The 21,866-nt window shown below is 47.5% G+C and carries 18 protein-coding genes; 4 read left to right on the forward strand and 14 right to left on the reverse strand.

Features of this window, described 5'->3' with window-relative positions; all coding sequences use genetic code 11:
* Positions 1–164: 164 nt before the first annotated feature.
* The 7 genes from AC1VYS_RS18880 to AC1VYS_RS18910 all read right to left on the reverse strand — a co-directional run bounded on the left by AC1VYS_RS18880 (position 165) and on the right by AC1VYS_RS18910 (position 7,963).
* The gene (locus tag AC1VYS_RS18880) at positions 165–839 is read right to left on the reverse strand and encodes a hypothetical protein (RefSeq protein ID WP_482910985.1); all 675 of its coding nucleotides are present in this window, start codon (positions 837–839) and stop codon (positions 165–167) included.
* A gap of 213 nt (positions 840–1,052) precedes the next feature.
* Entirely contained in the window at positions 1,053–1,679 is a 627-nt protein-coding gene (locus tag AC1VYS_RS18885) for a cell wall hydrolase (RefSeq protein ID WP_482915057.1), read from the reverse strand.
* A 542-nt stretch (positions 1,680–2,221) separates the two neighbouring features.
* On the reverse strand, positions 2,222–3,439 hold the full coding sequence (locus AC1VYS_RS18890; protein ID WP_482910986.1) for an MFS transporter: 1,218 nt from the start codon (positions 3,437–3,439) through the stop codon (positions 2,222–2,224).
* Positions 3,440–3,602: 163 nt separating this feature from the next.
* Positions 3,603–4,418 carry a carbohydrate ABC transporter permease gene (locus AC1VYS_RS18895; protein ID WP_482910987.1) on the reverse strand — a complete coding sequence of 272 codons (816 nt, stop codon included), beginning with the start codon at positions 4,416–4,418 and terminating at the stop codon, positions 3,603–3,605.
* Between the two features lie 183 nt (positions 4,419–4,601).
* Positions 4,602–5,474: a carbohydrate ABC transporter permease gene (locus AC1VYS_RS18900; RefSeq protein WP_482910988.1), complete on the reverse strand. Its 873-nt coding sequence runs from the start codon at positions 5,472–5,474 to the stop codon at positions 4,602–4,604.
* Positions 5,475–5,477: 3 nt separating this feature from the next.
* The gene (locus AC1VYS_RS18905; protein WP_482910989.1) at positions 5,478–6,746 is read right to left on the reverse strand and encodes an ABC transporter substrate-binding protein; all 1,269 of its coding nucleotides are present in this window, start codon (positions 6,744–6,746) and stop codon (positions 5,478–5,480) included.
* Between the two features lie 14 nt (positions 6,747–6,760).
* Positions 6,761–7,963, reverse strand: a complete 1,203-nt coding sequence (locus AC1VYS_RS18910; RefSeq protein ID WP_482910990.1) for an LLM class flavin-dependent oxidoreductase — start codon at positions 7,961–7,963, stop codon at positions 6,761–6,763.
* A 463-nt stretch (positions 7,964–8,426) separates the two neighbouring features.
* Between AC1VYS_RS18910 and AC1VYS_RS18915 the strand changes: the two genes are divergently transcribed.
* Complete coding sequence (locus tag AC1VYS_RS18915; RefSeq protein ID WP_482934399.1) at positions 8,427–9,284, forward strand: helix-turn-helix transcriptional regulator; 858 nt, start codon at positions 8,427–8,429, stop codon at positions 9,282–9,284.
* A gap of 313 nt (positions 9,285–9,597) precedes the next feature.
* A complete protein-coding gene (locus tag AC1VYS_RS18920; protein ID WP_482910992.1) occupies positions 9,598–10,071 on the forward strand; it encodes a stalk domain-containing protein in 474 nt (157 codons plus the stop codon).
* A 73-nt stretch (positions 10,072–10,144) separates the two neighbouring features.
* Here AC1VYS_RS18920 and AC1VYS_RS18925 read toward each other — a convergent pair whose 3' ends face one another.
* The 7 genes from AC1VYS_RS18925 to AC1VYS_RS18955 form a co-directional block, all read right to left on the reverse strand.
* Positions 10,145–10,489: a DUF3139 domain-containing protein gene (locus tag AC1VYS_RS18925; RefSeq protein ID WP_482910993.1), complete on the reverse strand. Its 345-nt coding sequence runs from the start codon at positions 10,487–10,489 to the stop codon at positions 10,145–10,147.
* A 131-nt stretch (positions 10,490–10,620) separates the two neighbouring features.
* Positions 10,621–11,568 (reverse strand): hypothetical protein, encoded by a 948-nt coding sequence (locus AC1VYS_RS18930; protein ID WP_482910994.1) that lies wholly within the window; start codon positions 11,566–11,568, stop codon positions 10,621–10,623.
* An 8-nt stretch (positions 11,569–11,576) separates the two neighbouring features.
* Complete coding sequence (locus AC1VYS_RS18935; protein WP_482910995.1) at positions 11,577–12,944, reverse strand: nucleotide sugar dehydrogenase; 1,368 nt, start codon at positions 12,942–12,944, stop codon at positions 11,577–11,579.
* Between the two features lie 310 nt (positions 12,945–13,254).
* Positions 13,255–14,058: a response regulator transcription factor gene (locus tag AC1VYS_RS18940; RefSeq protein ID WP_482910996.1), complete on the reverse strand. Its 804-nt coding sequence runs from the start codon at positions 14,056–14,058 to the stop codon at positions 13,255–13,257.
* 267 nt (positions 14,059–14,325) lie between these two features.
* A complete protein-coding gene (locus AC1VYS_RS18945; protein ID WP_482915058.1) occupies positions 14,326–15,726 on the reverse strand; it encodes a glycosyltransferase family 2 protein in 1,401 nt (466 codons plus the stop codon).
* 22 nt (positions 15,727–15,748) lie between these two features.
* Entirely contained in the window at positions 15,749–16,960 is a 1,212-nt protein-coding gene (locus tag AC1VYS_RS18950) for a HEAT repeat domain-containing protein (RefSeq protein ID WP_482910997.1), read from the reverse strand.
* A gap of 46 nt (positions 16,961–17,006) precedes the next feature.
* Positions 17,007–19,232, reverse strand: coding sequence for a hypothetical protein (locus AC1VYS_RS18955; protein ID WP_482910998.1), 2,226 nt, complete (start codon positions 19,230–19,232; stop codon positions 17,007–17,009).
* Positions 19,233–20,104: 872 nt separating this feature from the next.
* Between AC1VYS_RS18955 and AC1VYS_RS18960 the strand changes: the two genes are divergently transcribed.
* A complete protein-coding gene (locus AC1VYS_RS18960) occupies positions 20,105–21,349 on the forward strand; it encodes a DNA polymerase IV (RefSeq protein WP_482910999.1) in 1,245 nt (414 codons plus the stop codon).
* A complete protein-coding gene (locus AC1VYS_RS18965; RefSeq protein ID WP_482911000.1) occupies positions 21,346–21,699 on the forward strand; it encodes a YolD-like family protein in 354 nt (117 codons plus the stop codon). Before AC1VYS_RS18960 ends, AC1VYS_RS18965 begins: the two co-directional genes overlap by 4 nt.
* Positions 21,700–21,866: the final 167 nt, after the last annotated feature.

The following is a 21,866-nucleotide window of genomic DNA, read 5'->3' on the forward strand; positions in this document are numbered from 1 at the left end:
CAATAAATCAAACAAAATTGGAAATAATAAGAATATTTTACCACTAAACTCTCAAAAGAGATAGGTATAAGGTAGGGTTCGTTGCACCTCATAACCAGGATGAAAATCCCAACTTGGTCACATATTTCTCGGTGCACTTCATCCTGGATGTCGTTGATTTTCATTCATACAAGGCCGTTTAATCCACCGAAAATTAGTCTTAAGACATTGAAGTACATCATGATGAAAGATAACATCAGAGCTAAAAGAAGTACGATGAAGAACATGAATTTTTTTTCAGGAACAACAAGTAACAAAATAATAATCATGATTAAATAAATCCCCATAAGAATTGGAACTAAATAATGATGCTCATGTTCAGGCAAATAAGCATTTCTTAATTCATAACCTTCGGACAACAAAACAGCTACGGGAAGGGACAAAATTATACTAGCTACATATCCATTACCACGCGCATACCACATTACATAGGCACATACGGGAGATAAAACTGCGCAGATTCCCCAGAACAGCGTTTCCTTCACTGAAAAGAAATGTAAGAAAAACACAGTGTACAGATAATAAACAATCAGCAGTGAACAGAAAAAAAAGAATATCTTAACTCCCGCCAATTTAGGAGAATAACTAAACACGGATACAAGCACTGCCACAAAAATCCAAATACCTAGACGTCCACCAATATCGTCAAATATGGGGTTAATGCCCTGAGTATCCACGAGTTTTGCCACTAGCCCCAAAATCCCTCCAAGTATAACTACACATACAAAAGAAAATAATCTTTGTGAACTAGTTGAATTTTTTTCAGTTCTAATCCTCTTTAAGTTATTTTCAATCCCCATTTTAAACCTCCTTATTCCGACAAATCCTATATATCATAATACAATGAATCTCTATATTTTATAATTATGGAAATTTATTTAATTATACCTGGAAGCGTTTTTCAAAATATACGGGCTAGATCTTTTCATAAAAAATAACCTTGGTACACAACTACATGCGTAGAGTGCAGCAAGGTCTTTTTTCTTCTATAATGATTATTTACTCTTCTATCCTCATCTCGTAAAATCATGCTGCCCAATGGTCAGCAGTGTCGTTCTGCTCTTGCTCCACTCGGACGTAGCAATCTTCGGATTGTAATAAAACAGCGCACCATGTGTTGGGTCAGCGCCATTGAGGGCTTGACGTGCAGCTTTAAACGAGGTTGCGGTTGGCTTCAGATTAAACTGACCATCGTCGACAGCGGTGAATTGCCCTTTTTGAAAGATAACTTCAGAGATCGATGACGGGAACTCTCCCGATTGCACCCGGTTTAAGACAACTGCCCCCACAGCGACCTGCCCTTCAAAAGATTCCCCACGTGCTTCCCCATGGATCAACTTCGCCAACTGACGCAGCGTTTCTCCTTCGGCTTTGACCTTTTGGTTCAGTCTGTCCAGCGTCACCGGACCTGCTACACCATCGGCACTCAGTCCCTGCGCTTGTTGGAAATCTCGAACCGCGCTCTGAGTGATCGAACCGTAATAACCTGTTACTCCAGCGTCAAAATAACCAAGCTCGCTCAATTGCTCCTGTAGCTGTACCACGTGTTCACTGCGAATCCCTTGTTCCAGCTTCTGTGCTCCAGCCGAAGGTGCGGCAACGGTAAGTCCAAGTGTCATAGCGCAAGCTCCAAGTAGCATACTGACTCGGCCTGCTCTTTTGTTAGTCTTTCTCCCTCGGCCATGAGTGACTTTACGACTGACGGTGATCGGCTGCATAACGTCTATGTCTGTGTTTGGGCTAAGATCATTAAGATCATCAAAATTATGAAGATCAATCCCTATATGCTTTTCATTCATTTTTTTCTTCTCATTGGCTATACTCGCTGTATTTATTTCATTCTTTTCTCGCAATACATCCATCACAAGCATCTGATCCATCTCAAATCTATTCTTATTCCTCATTTCCTTAACCCTCCAATTTTCTGAATCCAGATATACTACTTCCCCCTGAATCCTCACATTTGGACATCCCGAGTGTCATTATAGGGTATCAAAAATGTTCAGTCTATCGGACCGATGGAGCATGAAAAAATGAGTCCTGCGCATATCAAAAAGAGGCATGAGCCCATGGTCGTATCAGGGTCACACCTCTTCTTATATCAACACTGTACCGCTTGTCTAGTCTCCATTTCCGTAGGCAGACAGACCCGCACAAAAGTTGCGCTAAAATTTTCTGACGATTATTCGGCGAGTTCCTGCCCTTTCGTTTCCCGACCCCAGAACAGCACGGCAGCTGCTCCGATGAGAATGGTCACGAAGAAAATGGTGAAAATCAGGCTGATTGGAACTGACTTCTGAACAAGCATACCTACCATAAATGGTGCAAGTACACCACCGATCCGGCCTACCGATGTAGCTAGTCCAACGCCTGTGGAACGGACGGATGTTGGATACAATTCCGGACTGTAAGCGTACAGTCCGCCCCAAGCTCCCAGGTTGAAGAATGATAAGCAGATTCCGGCAGCCAAAATAGTCGCTTCTGTCGTTGCCAGTCCAAATGCAATCGCACTGAATGCAGTCAAAGTAAGGTACACGACAAGCACAAATTTGCGGCCAAAACGTTCAATGAAGTACGCCGCGGTGAAGTACCCCGGTAGCTGTGCGATCGTCATGATCAGCACGTACTGGAAGCTTTTGACCAACGTAAAACCTTTTGCCATTACAACCGAAGGCAGCCACAAGAACATGCCATAATACGAGAAAATAACGGTAAACCATAAAATCCATAGCATCAACGTAGTCCGGCGATGTGGTGCAGACCAGACCGTCGTAACTTTTTCGCGGAACGTGATTTTATGCAATTTCGTATGATTCTTGTACCGCGGCGGATCTTGTATGGCACGGCGCAAATACAACGCGTAGAATGCTGGTAGCGCACCAATCGCAAATGCAATTCTCCATCCGTACTCTGGAATGACAAAATTGGCAATCAGCGCCGATACAATCCATCCCCCTGCCCAGAAGCTTTCCAATAACACAACCGCACGTCCACGTTCCGCAGTAGGCATCGATTCCGATACGAGCGTAGATGCCACGGGCAACTCGCCGCCAAGACCAATACCTGCAACGAGACGCAGTGCACACAATACCGCAAACCCGGTAGCGAGTGCAGATAGACCGCTTGCAATAGTGAAGATCAACAACGTCCACATCAGAATCGCTTTTCGTCCAAAACGGTCTGCAAGTGCACCTGCAAGCAAAGCACCGAGGGCCATACCAATCGAGTTGACACTCGTCAGCACCCCGACTTGTCCTGGACTAAGACTCCACTCCTTCGCGAGTGCAGCTACGATAAAGGAGATCATGCCAACTTCCATCGCATCAAACAGCCAGCTCATGCCGGCACTGAACAGCAGCTTGCGCTGCTTGGGATTCCGCAACACTTCCAATTTACTCATCAGATTAATAGCTCCCTTGATCTCTATGTAGTCATCCTGACACTAAACCATTATTATGCAGAATGAACCAGAAATCAATGCAAAATACAAGGTGACGCCAATTTACAACGAATATAAAACGAACTTGTTTTTGTGAAGGAGCTTTCGGTCTCCTTCTTGCCCCTCAACCTTTAAGGGAACCTGCCGTAAGTCCTGCAACGAAATAACGCTGAAGCAGCAGGAACAGCACAATCATCGGGATGGCTGTCACGAGAACACCAGTCAGCATCATCGGATAATTCGTCACGTACTCCCCGCGGAATTGCATCAGGGCAAGTGGCAAGGTCAGCTTGGATTTGCTGGTGAGCATAAGCATCGGAATGAGCAAGTCATTCCACACCATCACCAGTAGGAACGTAGCTGTTGCTGCCAGTGAAGGTGCTGCCAGTGGGAGAGCAATTCGGGTGAAGAGTCTCCACTCGTTGGCCCCATCCATACTGCCTGCTTCCAAAATTTCCGAATTCAGCATACGCATGAACCCCGTCAGCATAAACACGGAGACGGGCATCAACATCGCAGCTGATACGATAATCAAACCTGTCAGACTGTCGGACCATCCGAGCGTACGTGTGAGGGAATAGATCGGCAACATGCTGACCTGAGACGGCACGATCAAACCTGCTACAAATAGAGCAAACACCATTTTGCCTACGTTGCCGCCCCAGCGGACAATGGCATAAGCAATCATGCTACTGAGCAACAGTTCAATCGCAACTGTGCCGAGCGTCACAATCATGCTGTTCCCGAAGTATTGCCACATCGGCTGATTACGGAACAAGCCCGTCACATTATCCCAGGTAAACGGGTCAGGCCAGCTGAATGGACTCGTGAAGAAATTGCTGCTTGTTTTGAACGAAGATACAAATACAAAGTACAGCGGCACAAGGATCAGCATTGCATACACAAACAGGATCAGTCGATTGAACCATTTGATAACCATATAAAATCCCTCCTTCCTCTTAACCTCACACTTCAAGTGAATCTCACATCCATAATCAACTGATTGTATTCTTCGAACACAGCTCTCGGGTTCTGGGCCATGGCTCTTTCTCTTACTCCTGTATACATCCTGACTTGTCATTCTCGCCGATAACGCTCATGAAAAGAAGTAATCACCTATCCGTTAATAGCTTACCCGGTCTGCACGCAGCGCCTTGAATTGCAACAGAGTCAACAGCGCGAGCAGCACCAGGAAGATCATCGAACCTGCAGAAGCCAGACCAAACGAGTAGCTGCCAAAGGCCGTATGATAGATATATGTGGTCAAAATTTCAGTGGCATAGTTCGGACCTCCGTCCGTCATCGTGAAAATAAGATCAAAGGCCTTAAACGACTGGATGGTCGTATAGGCTACCACAATCGTTGCCGAAGGAGCCAGCAGCGGCCAGGTCACGGTACGGAATACCTGCCATTTGCTCCCGCCGTCCATACGTGCCGCTTCGTACAGTTCTGCTGGAATCCCTTGCAGACCTGCGATGAACACAATCATCATCTGTCCTGCGTGAGCCCAAACCTGCACCGCAGCAATAGAGAAAATCGCAATCTTCGGATCACCGATCCAGTTACGAGCCATGCCGCTCATGCCCGCCTCGTTTAGTCCATAATTGATCAGTCCAATGGACGGGTCATACATGAACGCCCAGATCAGACCAACGGATACCGACGACAGAATCGCAGGTAGGAAATACAACGCCCGAAGTACCACTTTTGTCTTGGTATTACGTACCAAAAGCAAAGCCAGAACAAGTGAAATAAAAGTTTGTGCAATCACAACGGTTAACATAAACTCCACGTTATTGCCGAATGCTTTGCGAAATACGATGCTGCTGAGACTGTCCTTGTAATTATCCAGCCCTACAAATGCATACGACGGGGATACCCCGTCCCAATCCGTAAAGGAGTAGAACAGCCCCGTCAATGTAGGAAATACGAACAATCCAACGTACAGCAGCAATCCGGGTAACAGAAACAGGGATAGCTGAATACGGTTTTTCATCTTTTATTTCCCGATATGCTGATCAATGATCGCTTGTGCCTGCTGTGCGGCTTCTTCCGGGGAAGTACCGCTCAGCACAGCCTGAATGGAGTTGGTTACCGCCTTCTGGTTGTCTCCGTTCAGGATAGTAAACCGTGGCTGGAACACGGTCTTTTTGTTTGCCCATTCTCCCGCAACCTGAAGCTCTGGTGTATCATACTTCACGTCATTCACCGTTACATTTTGTCCTGTCTGGTTGGCGTATGCGCTAGCTACATCCGGTTTACTCAGGAATTCAAGGAATTTCTTCGCTTCTTCCGGATGTTTCGACTTGCTGTTTACCGCAAGCATGAATGTGGTCGTGTGTACCCCTTCATATTTCGCTTGATCGGCACTTACCGTGATCGGTGCGAGCAACTTTTGCTCGAGATTTGGGTTTTGTTGTTTGTTCTGAGCAAGTTGATACGATCCACTTGCAAGCATCGCTGCTTTTTCCTGAATAAACAGTGCACCTGCTGCCGGGTCTTTCGTACCCAGTGCATTTTGCTGGAAGTATCCTTTATCGTTCAGTTCTTTGATTTGCGTCAACGTTTTCACCCAGAACTCATCTGTCAGTTTAGCTTCGCCTGCTTCAACTTTGGTAAAAATGTCGTCACTCGGCGCATTGTTCATCACCATCGTATTCATGAATTGGCCTGGACCAATGTCCGCTCCGGCAAAGGCAATCGGAATAATGCCATTGTCTTTCAGCTTTTGGCACAGCGCCAGGAACCCTTCCCAATCTTTCGGCGGGGTTAAGCCGTACTTTTCAAACAGTTTGACGTTATAGATTGGATCGTTATATACAAGTTGGTACGGAATCGCATATTGTTTGCCATCATGCTGTCCAGCTTCGATCAGTTTTGGATTATAAGCCGACAGGAAGGATGATCCCGTCAAATCCGTAAATAATCCGGCTTTGGTGAATGCCTGGAACTGAGCGCCCGGGAAAGATGCAAACACATCCCCTGTGGAGCCGTCACTGATTTTGGATTGCACAGTGGATTGGTACTGATCCGATGGGAGCGTCTGCATCTCCACATGGATGTTCGGATTTTCTTTTTCAAACGCGTCGATCGTCTTATTAAAAGCTTCGGAATCCTCGCCGCGCCAGTGCATGAAGCTAATGGTCACTTTACCTGAAGATCCGTTCTCTCCGGATGCCGCATTATTTCCACCGCCGCAAGCGGATAGCAAGATGGACATCACCAGCATACTGACAAGCGGCAGGATCATTTTTTTATTTTTCTTCATAAAAGAGGGCCTCCTTAGTTGGCAGTAATAGACTGCCTTTTTTGTCTTGTTTTCCATTTCTCGCGGATGATCGGCATCACCGTCTTGCCGAAGATTTCGGCTTCTTCCAGATGCGGATAACCGGACAGAATAAATGTCGTCACGCCCAAGTCTCCGTATTCCATCAAACGTTCTGCCACCTGCTCTGCTGTACCCACGATGAGGATGGCTCCCCCGGAGCGTACAACCGACAAACCTGTCCACAGGTTCGGTCCAACCACAAACTGCTGTTTCTCGGACAGTTCCCGTAACTCATTCTGTCTGCGCTGGTTGGTGGCATCCGTCTCGGCAAAAGCTGCTTTGGCCTTTTCAATCGCTTCCGGCGGTACTTTGCTGATGATTTCCCATGCTGCTGCCCATGCCTCTTCTTCCGTATCCCGAATGAGCACTTGAGCACGCATACCGTAACGGAGCTGACGATCTTGACCCGTCTCCTCTTTTACCTGCTCCCGAATGACTTCGATCTCTTCAATCTGCTCTTGAATCCAGTCATGTGGCTCGCCCCACATCAGGAACGTATCTGCATGTTCAACAGCTACTCGCTTCGCAATCGGAGAACTTCCTCCAAGATAAAATGGGGGATGCGGCTTCTGGACCGTCTCCGGCATGCCTACCGGGCCTTTGAAGTTGTAATATTGACCGTTAAATTCAGGATTTGGTTCGCTGGATGCATCTTCGCCTGGTTGTGCACCACTTCCGGCGAACTCCGTCAGATTCAACCCAGTCGATTGTGTCCACGAACGTTTCATGACTTCCATATACTCGCTAGCGCGAACATATCGTTCATCATGCGCATGTGCCAGCGGATCACCGAGCTCTTCCAGATCTCGAACCGAGCTGCCCGTAACTACATTAATCATGGCGCGACCGCCAGAGAGCTGATCCAGTGCCGCACCCATGCGAGCTGCGAGTACGGGTGTCACAAGACCCGGGCGAATCGCTACAAGGGGACGCAATGTCTTGGTGTGACTCATTACCGCCGAGCCGACCACCCACGCGTCCAGACAGGCTCCCCCTGTCGGAATGAGTACAAATTCGAACCCTGCCGTCTCCGCCGTCTTTGCCACCTGTACCAGATAATCCAGACTTGGTTCACGTTCCGGCTCTACACCTACATACTTCCCATCTCCGGCGGTCGGTAAAAACCATCCAAACTTCATCTCTTCCTGTTCACTCATTCACGTCAGTCCCTTCTATGGATAATTGCTTTATAAAGTTCCACTCAAACACTTCGGTTACAGAAAACCTTTCGAGCACTCTTGTCCCCAGATTTCTTCTCATTCTCCTTTTATGGGGGAAATCCGGTGACAAAGGCGCACGCTTCGCTTCTTCAGGTCTTTTCTGCACCCTCCGTTGTCGTGTCATTTTGTAAATCAATTTAGCAACCATAATAATCACAAATGCCGATTAATTAACTTGGTTTAATAGGTATGGACATCATATCAATTGATTTGTCTGTGATCAATGTCATTTCGCGGCAATTTATTTTTATCATTTTGTGGTCGTTTTTCGAATTCAGGTTTACCTGATCTTGAATTTATATAAAACCCACCTGTATAATAGGCTATAAATGAACCTTTTAGATGCCATCGACGATACTTATATAATAAAGAGGTGTTCCTGGTGACCGAGCTTGAGCGCATGAAGGAGGACCACCACGAGTTTTTGGATATTTTATTTTTTACTCCGTCTGAATTTGAGAGAGCCAGCGGTGCCTGGCCGTTACGCATTGGTCGTAACATTGCTAAAAGTAACTATCACATTGGTCCTCGTACTACGCCTTATCATTATTTGTTATTTGTACTGGAGGGTGAGGGTACCTTCATTCAGAACGGACAGCGGTATTCCCTGCGAGCCAGAGATGCCTTCTGTTTGTTTCCGCATGTGACGCATGAGTACTGGACTGATCCAGAGCAACCATTGCAAAAAATATTTATTGCCTTTGATGGAGCATATGCCGCTGAACTTCTCTCCCGAATTGGCTTAAGCCCTGACAATCCGTATCGTTCAGGTGTACTGACACCCGAGTCCGCAGGCAGCATGCGGTCATTTATAGAAGACGTTCGTAAACCGCAGAACGGTGCCAGTGATCTGGGGCGACTGGCCCGGTTTCTTGGACTTTTCGACCGCATTGCGCGTTCCCCGGCGACCAAAGACTTGCAACCGGATGCAGCTACTCCTTGGCTTCAGAAAGGAAAAGAATACATTGAACTTCATTACGCAGGTGGCATTTCGGTGGAAGGTGTGTCTGCTCATGCAGGAGTGGATCGTACCCACTTTGCCAAACAGTTTCGCAAAGCTTACGGCTTGTCCCCTGTGCAATATATCCAGCAGCTCAAAATGAAGCAAGCCAAACTCCTGCTCGTACAGACCACGCTCAGCTTAACAGAGGTGGCTCATTCGGTAGGTTATCCGGACTTGTTTTCGTTCTCTAAAGCTTTTAAAAAGCAAGTCGGTCTACCTCCCAACCGTTATCGGACAACGACAACGGAACAGTAGAGTGATTAGATGAGTTGATTTGAGTTGAGATTAGATTAGATTAGATTAGATTAGATTAGATTAGATTAGATGATTTGAGTTGGTTAAGAGAACCGGCGCGCTAACGGAACACTTTCCTGTTCTCAAGCGCAAAAATAACCTGAATAAGGCAAGCCCCTTCACTATGCGAGTGATCGGGGTTTGCCTTATTCAGTACGAAAAAATCTCATCTTGCACTTCCTAAAACTTACTCTTAACATATGTAACTTATGTACCGGTTTTTACGTTAATCCTTATGAATATACCAAAGGAATATATCAAAGGAGTGGTTATCATGCGTATTTCCAAGTTTTTAGTGGTGGCTGTGCTAACTCTTGCTATGGCTGGCTTCAGTTCATCCGTAAATGCGGCTTCTCTCTCCGCTTCCGGCTCAACGGTAAACATCAAATCCAATGTGTTAGGCGAAAAATCATTTACAGGTCTGATTGTTAAAGGGCACACCTACGTTGATCTTGACGGATTCGTGAGGTGCCTTCCGTTTCAGATTAATTCCAAAGCGTTATCCTTTCAATCCGAAACCAAAACGTTTAAGGTCCTCAATGAAGACTTTGCAATTCCTACCCCAGAATTACAGTTCAAGGTAGGAAGTGATACGTTCCAGCACAATGGTGAGTCATTTCGATTGAGTGATCCCGTTCTTTTGATTGAAAACCGCATTTATTTTCCGCTAAAAGATATCGTTTCGGTCTACGACATTAATGTTTCTTATAACTCGCAGACGAAAACGGTACAAGTGAGTAAAGAGTAACTTACGCTACACCTGGTTTACAAAGGTAGAGTGTTACCCAAACGGGGGACAGGCGCACCAGTTGGGACTCTTTTTATCTAACCATAGGCTCCTGATGTTTGGGATCATCGTTCATGTAGCTGTGCTGCTGAATGTGCCCGTCCTTGAAAAGGATGTAATGATATTTATTATTAGGCTCATCAGCAAATGTTACGGAAGCACCATATGGAGCCTCTGAGCTTGTGAAGGAATAGTTACCCGTTATATCTATCATTTCCTCAGGGGAATATCCCTTTTGTTGAATTAAATAGGCCCTTACTTTCTCTTCAGCATCTTTCATTTGAATCGGATTACCGAATAAACTGAAGTACACCCAACCTGATATCACGACAACTAACGCTAAAGTAGCAATCAAACTGATTTTCACTCTTTTCGACATAGAGAAACCTCCATTTCTACACGTTCACATTCTCTATATAATATAAAAACCCCTTCTGAGCTACACACAGCAGGAACGAATACCTGCTGCTTTGCCCAGAAGGGATTATCCACTAAACGTTAAAGCTTGTGTTATTGGTTCTGATGCTGTGATTCTTCCTTCGTTTCCCCGGTCTTGCGCGCCAGCGGGATACCGTTTTGCTTCGCATACCAGGCCTCATAATGATGCACGGCCACGCCTGCAAACGATGAATGCGAGGCGCCCAGCTTGAACACTTTCTGCATCTCTTCATCCATATTGCTGATCGGCTTGCGGAAAAAGGTCAGATGATCTCCCTCGTGTGTATCCGCGAGTTCTGCTCCAATCCAGACCTTCTTGCCCAGATCATCCGCTTCAGCCAGCTCTTCCTTGGACAGATCATACATCTGCTGCCCGCTGTCCCGATAAGCCATAATGGCTACCGCATCGAAACGCGAGATGACCCAGCGACTAAACGTCTCCTTGCCTCCAGCCGACTGACGAGCATCCAGCCAGAATGGAATCGCTGCGCTCATATACAGTCCTGCCGCCTTTCCGGCTTCCGTCCAGACCTCCATATTGTTCTGCCATTCGGCAATGACACTGCTCTCCTCATTCTCCCAGCGTTTTAACTGGTACGGCTCGACATCGAGCTGAATGCCTTCAAAGCGTTCATTCTTCGCAGAAGAAGAATTGTATGCCCGCACGCGTTCAATAAAAGCAAGTCCTTCTGCACGCTTCTCGCGATAAGCCCAGTCGGCATGACCGTTCAGTGCGTGCACTTCGATCTCGGCATTGCTCGCAGCCGCAATGAACTTGCGATAAGCCGCATCGGTTACCTCATCCTGAACTTGCAGGAAAATAGTATCCACGCCCTGTTCCTTGGCGAACGCGATAATCTCAGGTGTCTGCTTCATAATGATCGACGTATCCCACAGCCAGGTTGCCTTGTGTTCCTCATGCGAAAACCATTTGAACAGCCAGGACAGGAGCAGCAGGCAGAACACCACAGCCACAATAGCCCATTTCGCCTTACCTGCCAACTTGCCCTGTATTCTCATCAGTCGCCTCAGACGAGAACCGCTTCACTCGGTGCAAACACAGGATGTTGTACCGAGTGACCGATCTTGTAAATGTGGGAGTGATTGTACGTGCGGAATGCATTACGTGTATCCAGAATCGGCACACCCAGTTCCGCAATATCATAATAAGGCAAGTCGCTGTGGTTGGTGATCAGCACGATGCAATCATACGTTTTGAACTGCTCCAGATTAAAGGCTTGGCTGTGTACGGTTTCTCCATGTTTATCCTTGAACGATTCGGCATGCGGGTCGTAGTAGTTAACGTTTGCGCCGCTTTCCTTAAACAGCTCGTATACTTCCAGTCCTGGTGATTCACGCAGATCGGCAATGTTCGGTTTGTACGACATGCCAAGCAGCAGAATGTTCGATTTACGAACAGACTTCGCGTATTCATTCAAAATGGTTGATGTTTTATTCAATACATAATACGGCATATTGTCATTGGTGGATTGCGCCAGTTCAATAAATTTGCTGTAAAAACGGAATCCTTTGGCCTTCCACGACAGATACATCGGGTCGAGCGGGATGCAGTGTCCGCCAATGCCCGGACCTGGATAGAATGGCATAAAGCCAAACGGTTTCGTCGCAGCCGCGTCAATAACCTCCCAAATATCGATGCCCATCCGGTCACACATCATCGCCATTTCATTGACAAAGGCAATGTTGACACTGCGGAAGGTGTTTTCCAGCAATTTGGACATTTCCGCTACTTTAGGTGAAGATACCGGAACCACAGTCTCTACATATTTGCTGTACAGCGCCGTACCTAGTTTCAAACAAGCTTCGGTTGTACCACCGATGACTTTCGGTGTATTAAATGTGGTGAAACGGCCGTTAGACGGGTCCACTCGCTCAGGTGAGAAGCACAGGAAATAGTCTTTGCCCGCCTCATGTCCGACTTTATCCAGTTCCTGCTGAATCAGCTCTTCCGTTGTACCTGGATACGTCGTGCTTTCCAGCGTGATCAGCATGCCAGGTTTCATATGCAGCTTAATCTGATCTACAACCGTCTCGATGTAAGAAGTATCCGGGTCCTGATTTTCACTGAGCGGTGTCGGTACGCAGATACTCAGTGCGTCAATGACTCGCAGCATGCTGTAGTCCGTGGTTGGCTGGAAACGGCCACTTTGCATCACTTTTTTCAATTCATCGGACGAAATATCGTGAATATAGGAATCTCCATTGTAGATGCTGTCGACTTTGGAAGCATCCAGATCAATACCGATAACGGTAAATCCTTGGTTGACCATCTCCACCGCAAGGGGAAGGCCGACGTAACCGAGGCCGACAACGCCCAGTACCGCTTCTTTATTTTCGATCGCGTTCAGTAAAGTGTGAAATTGTTGATTCTCCATGATATTCCCTCCGCGCAATATATTTGATGTTGCTTATATGAGCTGAACTAAGGAGATTTACACGGACACTCCGATGACAGAATAACCTGGAGAGTAGCGGTTATCCCCAGATTTTTTTGATTCCCTTTTATTAAAGGGAAAATCCGGTGATAAAGGCGAAGCTTATGCTTCCGATGCAGCTTTCTTTCAGAAAGCTTTTAGCTTCGCTTTTTCAGGTTTTTTCTGTCCTCTCCGTTAATGTGTAAATAAATAGTTCAGATCATATAGATGTGGTTGTAATTAAGCGTTTTGACTCTAATCTACTTATCTTCTAGTGCAGGCAGCGTCTGATCCGGGCGTCCAGCTCTACAGGAGAGAACGGCTTGGTCATATAATCGTCTACCCCGCTACTGAAGCATTGGCTAATCGTCTGCTCCACCCGCTGTTCGGTCAACACCACGATTTTGGGTGGTTGCTCCATCTCCAGCTTCTGGATGTGGTGAATGAATGGAAGTCCATCGATGCCATACAGATTCAGCTCGGTCAGCACCAGGTCAGGTGTTACTTTTTCAATCAGGTCGAGTGCAGCGAGTCCATCCACCGCTTCGTAGGTTTCGTATCCCTGCATTTTCAAACGCAGCTGCAAAAATTCACGAACCGTCGGATCATTATCTACGATCAGAATCCGTTCAGGGTCATCCGCCGTATGTTCCAGCGTATAGATGTGAATTTCCGATGAATCCACAAGCTTCGAAGATTCGGCCATATGCTGAATCGTTGCCTTCGAAGGGCGCTCCCCCGGCGGGAAACTGGCCAGTGTGATCTGTGGATCAGCACCAGGAACACTCTCCTGCAGCTCCTGCTTGATACGAAGTCCTTCATAGTGAACCTCATCGAGCGTAAGCCCTGGTAACAACACGGCAATCGTCTGCGTATGACTATCCTGCCATATCTGGAAAGACATATATCCTGCCTGCTCCAGATGTATCCTGACCTGCTGCTCCGGCTGAACCTGACCTGCACAGTGAATGAACATTAAGCCACAAGCTTCGGCACCCGTCTCCTTTAATCCCTGTTCTACATTGCGGTACACATTAACGGCAGCCTCACGCTGCAATGTCGCCGTATTTGGCATGTTCTTTTCCACCCTTCTTCATGTTCTATACAAGTTCAACAAGTCGTTTACACAAATACTCCGATGACAGAACAATCTTCCAATCACTGTTATCCCCGGATTTTTTTGATCCCCTTTTCTCAAGGGAAAAATCCGGTGATAAAGGTGAAGATTATGCTTCCGATGCAGCTTTCTTTCAGAAAGCTTTTAGCTTCGCTTCTTCAGATTATTTCTGTCCTCTCTGTCATCGCGTAAAAATGGAGTTGAACATCTATAATGTTGTTACAATTAAGCCGCTTTGCTCGCGTCCTTGGATTCCTCAGACCAGCTTTGGCGTGTCATCGTGCCCCATGAATTGTTGTTTTGCAAAAACTGAATGTGTCCCTGCAATCTCCACAGCACGCCGAGTTGATGATATCCCACAAATTTCAGAGCGGAGTAGACAAGCATTTTGACCAGATCGGAGAGCTTGTTATATCGTTTGAATGCAATCTCCTCCAGAATCAACGCCCCAACACTCAGCAGATATCCACTCACAAAATTCAACAATCCGAACAGAACGAGGATCGGCCACTGGGTCATGTCCAGAAGCACGTATCCAGCCAAAGCCACCAAGCCGGTAATTCGGAAGTACGGATTCAAAGCCTCAAAAATAACGTTATATGGCATGGTAATCATACCCATAACCTTGTATTTCGGGTTGAACAGCATACCGCGATTCTCCAGCATATTTTTCAGATTCCCGCGCCCCCAGCGTTTGCGCTGACTGGACAAAATACGGTAGGAATCCGGTGCCTGCGTCCAGCACACCGCTTCTGGACAGAAGGCAACGCGATATTTCAGTTTATTTTCGAGCATATAGCGGTGAAGCTTGATAATAATGTTCATGTCCTCACCTGGATAACCGTCGCGGTATCCACCTACGGCGATAACAGCATCCTTACGGAACATACCGAATGCGCCAGAGACGATGATCAGACCGTTCATGTGACTCCAGCCAATTCGTCCGCCGAGGAAAGCTTTCAAATATTCGATAGATTGGAACATAGGCCAAATCTTACGTGGCAAGGATACGTCCTGTACCGCCCCGTTTTCGATTTTGCAGCCGTTGGCAATTCGGACATCCCCACCAATCGCAACGGTCTCTTCCGGATTCTCCATATACATGCGTGCCATCCGAATCAGGGCATCCTTCTCCAGAAGTGAATCCGCATCGATGGAAGAGATCAGCGGATAATGGGACAAGTTGATCCCTGCGTTGAGGGAATCAGCTTTTCCCCCATTCTCTTTATCAATTACATACAAGTCCGGAAAATCCGGATTATGATAGATGCCTCGAATGGTCTTGCAAGCAATCTTCCCGCGAATCTGCGTATTCGGTACCAGCTTCAGACGGTATTCCTCTAACAGCACCTTCAAGGTGGAATCGCTGGAGCCGTCATTCACCACGATGACCTCATACGTTGGATAGTTCAGTGTCATCAGGCAGTTTACATTTTCAATAATCGTCAGTTCCTCATTGTACGCCGGCACCAGCAAAGATACCGAAGGCACCAGTTCCGAGCCGGATAGTGTGTTGTACTTGGAGTAATGTGACCTCCGAAAAATCGTCCAGATGTTACGAAACGATAAGGCCAGTATGGAAAAATAGAGCGTATTAACAAACACCACATAATAGATGGCGACCATACCGTAGATGAGCAATAGATCTCTAAGCAGTGTAATCCCCTCCTACTGTTGCAATGCCTGCGCGTTTCTTGGTTGTACGGTTTTCGCCGCGCAGCGGGCCAAAATAACGTTCGTACAGCAGTCTTTTTTTGTTATGTGCAATCATCTGCTCTACCGCCTTATGGTCGGTTCCTGAATGCTGCATCGTACTCTCAATCTGCTGCATGGCAATCTCGCGCTCTGCACCCGTTCCTTGCACCGCTGCCTGACACAAAGTTTCGAATCCCGGTTCGCCCAGCTTGCTCAGGCTTTCCGCACTATTGTAGCGAACTCTCCAGTCTTCATCACGAAGTGCCTTGCGCAGCAACGGAATGCTGCCTGATGCATGCTTCGAGCCGAGCGCCTGTACTACTTCCGCGCGGACTTCCGGATCGGTGTCCTGAATCAGCTTAAGAATTGTGTCATCCTTAAGTGCCGGACTTGCGCTGAGATACAGCTTCACTGCTTCGGCACGCACATCCTGATGCTCTGCTCCGACGAGTCTGTCGAGTGCAGGCATAACTTCAGGTACCGCTTGTCCCCACATCGCCACAAGTCCTACTTTGACAAAATCGGGGTTGCGATCTTCTAGCAGTTCGATCAGCACACGACTCGTATCTAGATTCGCTTCCCATAAGATGTCTGCAGCCAGATGATGAATCGATTTTCCTTTCGTTAAAAGCAGGGCAAGCATATCTTTCAATTCGCCATGCCGGGTAGTACATCTCGCAATCGAACGTCCAATCATGAAGGCCATCGGGCCTGGCTTCTCATCCTTAAGCAGCTCCATCAAACCCGGAACGGCTTCGGGACAGCGCATGCCGCCCAGACGATATGCTGCATCAATCTGACGCCCGTAACGCAGACGGCCCAGCTCTTTCAGATCGTGTTCAACGAATCCGGCCTCCCTGCACAATTCAATCAGCTTGTCACGATACTCTCCCTTGAACTGTTCAATCCATTCAATCAGCTTGTCCTGAATAACCCGCCGTTCTAGCGGGGCAAGCTTGCCTGGCGGCAGCTTGAGTGGACTGTTCTCCGTCAATGCGGTCTGCAGATACGTGAAATAGTCTCGTTGCTTCATTTCATACAAAGCGGTTTTGCGTCGTTTGCCGTTGTGGGACATTTTCATGGCAAACAGAACGATGACGCCGACAATCACAAGTGCGATGCAGGCAATCAAAAACCAATAAGCCAAAGCCAAACTCTGGAACATGTGAAAAAGTCCTCCTTTATACTCGCTTATGATGTTCTATGCTGATTTATTCGATCTGAAAACTAGGCATTTTTTCGTAGGTCTGCCGCATTTTCTCATAGCTTAACTTAAGTCTTTCGCTATATTCGACCTGCTCCCAAGGTTTCCAGCTGTAGACGGGTAAAGTTTTCAAATCCAGCGTTGTTTGCTCGCCCCCAGGCCAGGATACCTGTTTCGTGGAACGATCCGTCAACCACGGAACCAGCGTGATACCTTCAACGCTAGTTGTAGAAAACTCCCGACCGTTTTTCAATGGTCCGTATTCGATGGCCTGCAAGGAGCTCGGATCACCGAAACCAAGCAGCATCCAAGGAATTCGCATTTCCACCTGATTGCCGTTATACTGCCAAGCTGTTAACGAATCGCTGTCTGCCTGTCCTGGAGCTGTCGTACCTCTCTTTAACGTTCCCACCTTCTCAGCCATGAATGGATGCGCCGAACGTGTATCTGGCGGGGTCATCTTCAGACTGACAGCCAGTTCCCACGGATGGAACGGATCCGTTGACTTGAGTTGCTCGTCTGGAATCATGTTATATCCGTCCTTGCCATACAAACGCTGATTAAAATCATAGTCCTTCGCAATCTGTACCTGGGATTCGTTATCTTTGCCCAGTGTAATGACCGTTTCCAGACCATCACTTAGCGTTTTGCCTGGCAACATGTTGCTTGGCTGACTGCCTCCGGCAAGCGTATCTGTTCCAATGCGAAGTACAGTCTTATCTGGGTCAAATGGCTGATCCAAGGTCAGACCCACATACAAGTAAGCTTCATCATGGGTCATTTTCATCTCCCGGATACCACTCACTTGCCCTTGCCAGACGGTGACTTCTTCTTTCTTCAGCTTGTCCCAGTCATCCAGCTTGCCATCAATGGTCAGTTGTTCCTGTTTCCCTGGGTCCATGGCGAGCAAACCAAACATCTTTTCGTTGGTTAGCACGTTTAGCCAGTATGCCCGGCGATCTGCCGGAATTTCCAGTGGCATCGTGTTCCAGGTCTTTTTAAACCACTCATCTTGCCACATAAACAGAATCGCTCCTGCGTACCCTTCATCATAGATATCCTGCGTCAGCGAAGCATCGATGTCTCCCTGCTGTACTTCGTTATGCCCGCCCTGATTTCGGCCACCCATACCCAGATGCGAAATACCCAAGGAGGATGGTACACCATACTCTGTAATCATTACAGGCATATCGGAAAACTCGGCTTTGAGCTTGTTCAGATAGCTTTTGTACGTGTTGTACTCTCCCTTTTCATCCTTGATCGTTTGCAACGTCTTATCAACGTGGAACAGATCTGGATAATACGGGTACACGTGGTAGGCAGCAAAATAACCTCCGTCCCATGCTTCTGGTAAAATATGCCGTGCATCCACACTGACGAGATCCTCTTCATACAGCGGCTCTCCCGGATGATCCAGCACATCGGTTGTGACCCAGTTGGTGAACGTCATCGGATGTTCCCATCCATACTTTTTCTCCTGAACGGCCGCATAGTCCAGTAACTCTGCCAGCCAGTTTTCGAACGGAGAAGCTTCTGCGCTCCCGGAAAAATGAACACCTTTGTACTGCGGCACATCTGCATGCACCTTGTTAGTGTTGTCCACCATCGCCGGGTCCCACTCGGTACCTACATGCCAGGCCATCAAGTATTTCCCTGCGTTCGTTCTATATTTGCCGCTGGATTCTCCATTCTTGGCAGGAATGTCTGCATCCCCATACACGGCAGATACCGCTTTTTCAATCTCTTGCTTGAACCTCTGTTCGATATGATCGGCATAGGCATCCCGCTTCTCGATCAATTCCTCCTCAGGTGACCATATGCCTTGTATAAAATATAACGGTTGCTCCCGGCCACGATTATAATCGACCAGTGCGGAGTAAAAAATCGGCTGGTGGACGGTATAGACCCGAATCACATTCGCGCCTAAATCCTGAATCTGCTCGAACCAGCGCAGGTAATCCTCCTCGGTGAGCGGAAACTCTCCCGGGTAATGGCCCGGTGAAGTTGCTCCCAGGTTCACCCCTTTGACGAACATTTCCTTCCACGTTCCATCTGGCCCATACTGCATGAACCGATCTCCGTCAGTCTTGAATTTCATCTCCGTGCCATTCTCTGCTGTATACGTGACAAGCTTTGGCTGCATGTAATGCCATCCGGCAAGTAAACCGCCAGTCAGCACTACCGCTCCTGTCAAAGCTGTCAGTAACCAGCGTCTGCGTCGTTGTCTGCTCATGACTTCTGATTGCTCACCTCTCTAGTATGCATCCTGCTTCCCCATGATTCGGGTTCATGCGTTTAGAATGAACCCGCACAGGTAACATACGATCATTCCGCTTCGGATGTCCGCTTGGTAGAGATGTCAGCGGTGTAGTTCTCACTATAGCGCTAAGCCTCTGCATTGTAACTAGGCTGATGGAAGCAAACATGATATGGAACGTTCTGCCCATACCCGGCCAGTTGCACCATCAGTCAGCACACCAAGGCAACTGTTCCGTTTGCGGTCTTTTTACATTCATGGTCTGCCGTAAAGCACAGATAAATGCACTGCAGTTCCTGCACAACTTCGCTTAATATTGTTATGTGCAACGCGGATTGCAGGCACTCTTCCCCCGAAAAACATATACCCCATTAAACGCGAGTAACATTTTAAAGTTTCGCCTTTTTTACAGTATTAACCATAAAGATTACAAAATTGATACTATAGTCCGATAACGCATCAATGAAAATCCGCGTCACATCAAGGTTTTCTGAAAAGTGCTGAAAATGAAAAAAGGACATCAGTCCCCCTATCTAGGACTCTGTCCAAGAAGTACCCTTTTACAAAAATCAAAATGAACTACCGGTCATCACCCGTAGGTCACAGATCTCTCACATTAAATGTAAAAAGGTGTATCTTATTTCCTAATTATTGACTCTCATCGGGCAATCGTTTAATTGTGTCCAATTTGCAAAATAATTCCGGTTGCCGCATTTTGAATTGTCCTTTATGCTTATAAAACAAGAACACTTGTTCCATACTGTAAATAAACTGTAAATAAACAACTCTCTTCAAGGATTAGACGACAGGAGTATCATCAAGAATTGCAGATAAGGAGAGAAAACATCATGCCCCGCCAAGACAGACGTGTCATCATGCTGGCAGACTGCCAGTCGTTCTATGCCAGTGTGGAGAAGTCTGCACATCCGGAGTATAAGGATCGTCCCCTCGTTGTAGCCGGTGACCCGGCCAGACGTTCCGGTATTATTCTGGCAGCGTGTCCTCTCGCCAAGTCCTTTGGTATTACAACCGCGGAACGGCTCGGCGAGGCGCTTGCCAAGTGCCCTGATGTGGTCGTTATTCGCCCAAGAATGGCCGAATATATTCGTGTATCTCTTCATATTACACGTATCCTTCAGTCCTATACCGATTTGGTGGAGCCCTACAGCATCGACGAGCAATTTCTCGATGTCACCGGAAGCCTGGATCTGTTCGGCGACCCCGAAACGATTGCACGCAGCATTCAGTCCCGAGTCTTGGATGAAACAGGCGTTTATATCCGAATCGGCATCAGTGATACCAAGGTGGTCAGCAAAATGGCCTGTGATCTGTATGCCAAAAAAGTCCCAGGAGGAATCTACACGCTGCCACGTAAGGATATGCCCTCCACAATCTGGGAAAAACCTGTACGCGATATGTTCATGGTTGGTTCACGCATGGCCCAGCATCTTTACAAGATGGGCGTTCATACGATTGGCGATCTGGCGAACACACCGCTGTCCCGGCTCAAGGAGCGCTGGGGTGTAAATGGTGAGGTGTTATGGCGCATCGCCCGCGGTATGGATGATTCTCCGGTGAAACCCGGAACATATACCCACCAGCAGCAAGGCATCGGACATCAGATGACACTACCTCGGGATTACGAGACCTGGGAAGAGATCAGGGTTGTGCTACTGGAGCTGGCAGAGCTCGTTAGTCGGCGTTCCCGGGACAAATCACTCATGGGGCACGTCGTTTCGGTCGGATGTCGCGGACAAGATTACGACCGACCAACCGGTTTCTCCCGTCAGATGAAGGTGAATGAGCCGACCAACATCACAGATGAAGTATATGATGCGGCGGCAGCTCTGTTCCTGCGCCATTGGGACGGACTACCCATAAGGCGCATCCATGTGTCACTGAGCGGACTTGTGCCCGATTCCGAAGTACAGTTGTCCTGGTTTGACGACCGCGAACGCAAGAGAGAACTGGAACGAGCCACGGATGATATCAAGCGCAAGTTCGGAGATACCGCCATCATGCGTGCCTCATCCCTGTGCTCATCCGCTCAGGCCCAGGAGCGTTCTCATAAAATTGGAGGTCACTATAAATGAGTAAAAAATTACAGCAAAACGGACTTTTTGAATCTTCACGCATGATGCTTCCCGAACATCGGGAGGCTTATATTCTTCATCAGGAGCAACTCGCCCCCCGCACTCGTCCATCCCTGGATGCCCAGGCGGCGGATGAAATGTCCCGTTTGCTGAGTAACTCCATGGTACTTGGCGACCGCGTTACGATCATGCTGTTCCACGAGCATGATGATGTTTCTTATACCGGACGTGTGCTCAGATTGGATCGCCCCGCCCGCACACTCAGACTGCTAACCGATAACGGCACCCGGGATCTTCAGATGAATCTCATTACAGGTGTAACACCAGCAGGTGAATGGATGGATGAATGAGAGTGTGAGTGATGTAGCAAAATGAGCATTTCTTCACATACTCTTATGGGGGAAACGCTCTGATCGATGCAACAGCTGCAAGTTGTACAGGACTGAATCCCTACGATTATCTTGTGGTAATAAAAAAGCAGTAGATAAACCGATGTCCGTGCATCCTGCCTCGTTCA

It is taken from the genome of Paenibacillus sp. G34 (assembly GCF_056856875.1).

Coding starts and splice junctions, on each gene's coding strand:
- AC1VYS_RS18905 (WP_482910989.1), bottom strand. CDS start 6,746: ATGAAGAAAAATAAAAAAATGATCCTGCCGCTTGTCAGTATGCTGGTG.
- AC1VYS_RS18910 (WP_482910990.1), bottom strand. CDS start 7,963: ATGAGTGAACAGGAAGAGATGAAGTTTGGATGGTTTTTACCGACCGCC.
- AC1VYS_RS18940 (WP_482910996.1), bottom strand. CDS start 14,058: ATGCCAAATACGGCGACATTGCAGCGTGAGGCTGCCGTTAATGTGTAC.
- AC1VYS_RS18965 (WP_482911000.1), top strand. CDS start 21,346: ATGAGTAAAAAATTACAGCAAAACGGACTTTTTGAATCTTCACGCATG.
- AC1VYS_RS18930 (WP_482910994.1), bottom strand. CDS start 11,568: ATGAGAATACAGGGCAAGTTGGCAGGTAAGGCGAAATGGGCTATTGTG.
- AC1VYS_RS18880 (WP_482910985.1), bottom strand. CDS start 839: ATGGGGATTGAAAATAACTTAAAGAGGATTAGAACTGAAAAAAATTCA.
- AC1VYS_RS18950 (WP_482910997.1), bottom strand. CDS start 16,960: ATGTTCCAGAGTTTGGCTTTGGCTTATTGGTTTTTGATTGCCTGCATC.
- AC1VYS_RS18945 (WP_482915058.1), bottom strand. CDS start 15,726: ATGGTCGCCATCTATTATGTGGTGTTTGTTAATACGCTCTATTTTTCC.
- AC1VYS_RS18915 (WP_482934399.1), top strand. CDS start 8,427: ATGAAGGAGGACCACCACGAGTTTTTGGATATTTTATTTTTTACTCCG.
- AC1VYS_RS18895 (WP_482910987.1), bottom strand. CDS start 4,418: ATGGTTATCAAATGGTTCAATCGACTGATCCTGTTTGTGTATGCAATG.
- AC1VYS_RS18955 (WP_482910998.1), bottom strand. CDS start 19,232: ATGAGCAGACAACGACGCAGACGCTGGTTACTGACAGCTTTGACAGGA.
- AC1VYS_RS18925 (WP_482910993.1), bottom strand. CDS start 10,489: ATGTCGAAAAGAGTGAAAATCAGTTTGATTGCTACTTTAGCGTTAGTT.
- AC1VYS_RS18920 (WP_482910992.1), top strand. CDS start 9,598: ATGCGTATTTCCAAGTTTTTAGTGGTGGCTGTGCTAACTCTTGCTATG.
- AC1VYS_RS18935 (WP_482910995.1), bottom strand. CDS start 12,944: ATGGAGAATCAACAATTTCACACTTTACTGAACGCGATCGAAAATAAA.
- AC1VYS_RS18885 (WP_482915057.1), bottom strand. CDS start 1,679: ATGCTACTTGGAGCTTGCGCTATGACACTTGGACTTACCGTTGCCGCA.
- AC1VYS_RS18900 (WP_482910988.1), bottom strand. CDS start 5,474: ATGAAAAACCGTATTCAGCTATCCCTGTTTCTGTTACCCGGATTGCTG.
- AC1VYS_RS18890 (WP_482910986.1), bottom strand. CDS start 3,439: ATGAGTAAATTGGAAGTGTTGCGGAATCCCAAGCAGCGCAAGCTGCTG.
- AC1VYS_RS18960 (WP_482910999.1), top strand. CDS start 20,105: ATGCCCCGCCAAGACAGACGTGTCATCATGCTGGCAGACTGCCAGTCG.